The 2,946-nt window shown below is 53.1% G+C and carries 1 protein-coding gene; it reads right to left on the bottom strand.

The window, feature by feature from the left end:
* Positions 1-728: 728 nt before the first annotated feature.
* Positions 729-2,834 (bottom strand): FIVAR domain-containing protein, encoded by a 2,106-nt coding sequence (locus B9Y59_RS02895; RefSeq protein WP_143255216.1) that lies wholly within the window; start codon positions 2,832-2,834, stop codon positions 729-731.
* Between the last annotated feature and the right edge of the window lie 112 nt (positions 2,835-2,946).

Below are 2,946 nucleotides of genomic sequence, written 5' to 3'. Positions count from 1 at the left end.
GGCTTGGTTTATTATTTGCTTTTCCTGGTTTCATTCACTTTACGGTGACTACTTCTTTGGAAAGATCGGATCTATCGAAAGCTACACATAATATGCACTTATCTGGACAACCGATCCCTTATTTTCACTGGAATAACTGCGCCTCTTCTGCATAGAGCAAAGGTTGCCATTTCCACTCGGTCGGCGGTCACCGTATAATGCATCTGCGCATTCTGACCAGGCAAGGCCGTATAGACCTCCCGTGCTCTGACCCAGGGGACGCACAGCGTCTTCCGCGCCTACGGCGTTTTCTACGAAAGCGCGCTTCCATCAACCGCTACCTAACCGAATAGTTTATACCATTTGCAAGTTATCCAGTACTCAGCCGACAGCCACCGTACAATGCATCTGCGCATTCTGCACTGGCAAGGTCGTATAGACCTCCCGTGCTCTGACCCAGGGGACGCACAGTGTCTTCCGCGCCTACGGCGTTTTCTATGAAAGCGCGCTTCCGTCATCTGCTACCTAACTGAATGGGTTTATACCATTCGCAAGTTATCCAGTGCTCAACCAACAGCCACCGTTCAATGCTCTGTGCATTCTAGCCCGGCAAGGTCGTATAGACCTCCCGTGCTCTGGCCCGGTGGACGCACAGCGTCTTCCGCGTCTACGGCGTTTTCTACGAAAGCGCGCTTCCATCATCTGCTGCCTAACCGAGTGGCTTATGCCATTCGCAAGTTATCCGGCATTCAGCCAACCGTCACCGTACAATGCATCTGTGCATTCTGGCCCGGCAAGGTCGTATAGACTCCCGTGCTCTGGCCCGGTGTGCCAACTGCATAAACTCTATAGTAGTAGTCATTGCCGATCTGCGTCACAAACTGTGTCTTCAGAACGCTTCCGTTGCCCACTGTGAAGCTCGGTACCAGCCCGTTTCCATTCACCACGGTCATCTTGAAGCAGTATGCTGCGCCCCTCTTCAATGTGAAGTTTACCGTCGTATCGCTGTATACGCTCGCCTGGGCTACAACTCCCTGCGCCGCTGCGACGGTCGGATTCACCACTGCTCTGCCCGCGGANCCCGTACTCTGGCCCGGTGTGCCAACTGCATAAACTCTATAGTAGTAGTCATTGCCGATCTGCGTCACAAACTGTGTCTTCAGAACGCTTCCGTTGCCCACTGTGAAGCTCGGTACCAGCCCGTTTCCATTCACCACGGTCATCTTGAAGCAGTATGCTGCGCCCCTCTTCAATGTGAAGTTTACCGTCGTATCGCTGTATACGCTCGCCTGGGCTACAACTCCCTGCGCCGCTGCGACGGTCGGATTCACCACTGCTCTGCCCGCGGAACCATAGATGTTCCCGCTACTCTTCGAACCGGAAGAGCTGGTATGTTTCTTGTTTCCGCTATTCTGGTCGTTATCCGGCTTTGTGGGTTCTTCTCCCTTTGTCGCCTGGATACGCGCTTCCAACGCATTGTATGCGCTTTCAATCTCTTCGGAAGTCGCATCTTCTTTTTCCAGAACTACCTTTGCTGTCTGAAGCGCTGCCTGCAACGCTGCATAATCTGCCGCTGTATAGTCGTTCGCATTTACCTGTTCGCCCTTTGCGATCAGAGCTTCCAACGCTTCCTTATCCGGCGTCTTGCGCAGATTTGCCATCGCTATGGTCAATTCGGTCGCAATGCTGTTCACTTCTTCCTGCGTCGCGTTCGGATCGTTCAGAATCCCCTCGGCCGCATTCAGCGCGTCAGTAAAGGCCTTTTTGACTTCTTCGCTGCTCTCATAGCTGTCCAGGTCTGTAAGAATCTCATTGCCCTTTGCGATCAGCGTTTTCAGTGTGCTGGTGTCTGCCCGCATCGTCAAGCCCTGGATTGCATCACGCAAAGCCTGCTTCGCCGGCTCTACCTCCACCTCGAGAGCATCTTCGTCGTTTACCAACTCTTCTGCGTCCGCTTTTGCCTTTTCATAGACGCTCCAGCTGTTCGGCGTGAAGTCTTCCTCATTCAGTTCCGGCAGGCTATCCAACAACGCCTTCAGGCCCTCTCGGTCTCCTGCGGTAAAGGACAGGTAGAACATGGCATCCGTCATGTTCAGCCATGCTTCATTGATCTCGTCCTGCAATGCGGTTCTGTCCGCCTCTACCTTGATTGCCGCCTCATAGGCCTCGTCAAAGAGCTTCTTCGCGCTTGGCACCATCGTCGCGTACTCGTCGCCTTTCATAGCCTTTTCTGCACTCTGGATCGCGTCTCGCAACAAAAGCTTGTTGACGATCGTGCTCTTGAACTGCACCGTAGTCTCCGTATTCGGCATATTTAGCACATAGTCAATCGCTCTTGTGGATTCCAGCGCCTCGATATCGATTGCTGTCTCTTCACCGTTCACAATCACAGAGGCTGCTGCAAATTCTCTGCCGTCCACTCTCGGAGCAAAGGTCAGTTGTACTTCATCGCCTGCCATAACATTTGCCGTATAGCTGCCTAGCTTATCCGCATAGGGCGGTTTCTCTCCGTCGACCCACAAAGTCACATTGTCGTCGAACTCAACCAACAGCTTATGCTCAGATGGCTCTTCTGCGGTCAAGCCGTCAATGGCATTTTGCAGAGTCTCTGCTGCATTTCTCAGCTCGTCGTCCGTCGCCGCCTCGTTGTCAAGCGTTGCTCCTGCCGCCTCATAAGCGGACTCGAACGCATTCCAAGCCTCTTCCAGATACTCGCCCTGGCCTGCGTCGTGAATTTTGGTCGCTTCCAGATACAGTTCTTCCAGCTTTTCGCGCGGGGTCTTTTCCGGCTCTGGAACGACGGTTGCATAGGTCTTTGCTGTGAGATTCTCATTGCCATTGATGTTCGTCGCCATCACGCGCAACTGAGTTCCCTCTGCGACATCTTTTTCAACATGGACTGTTGCTTTACCCGGGTTCTCTTGGTTCGGGGTAATGGTGACACCATTTACCGGCTTGCCGAATACA

The sequence above is a fragment of the Anaeromassilibacillus sp. Marseille-P3371 genome (assembly GCF_900169665.1).
Lineage (GTDB): Bacteria > Bacillota > Clostridia > Oscillospirales > Acutalibacteraceae > Anaeromassilibacillus.
The sequence above is the reverse complement of the archived record's forward strand: the minus strand, read 5'-3'. Positions and strand labels throughout refer to the sequence as shown.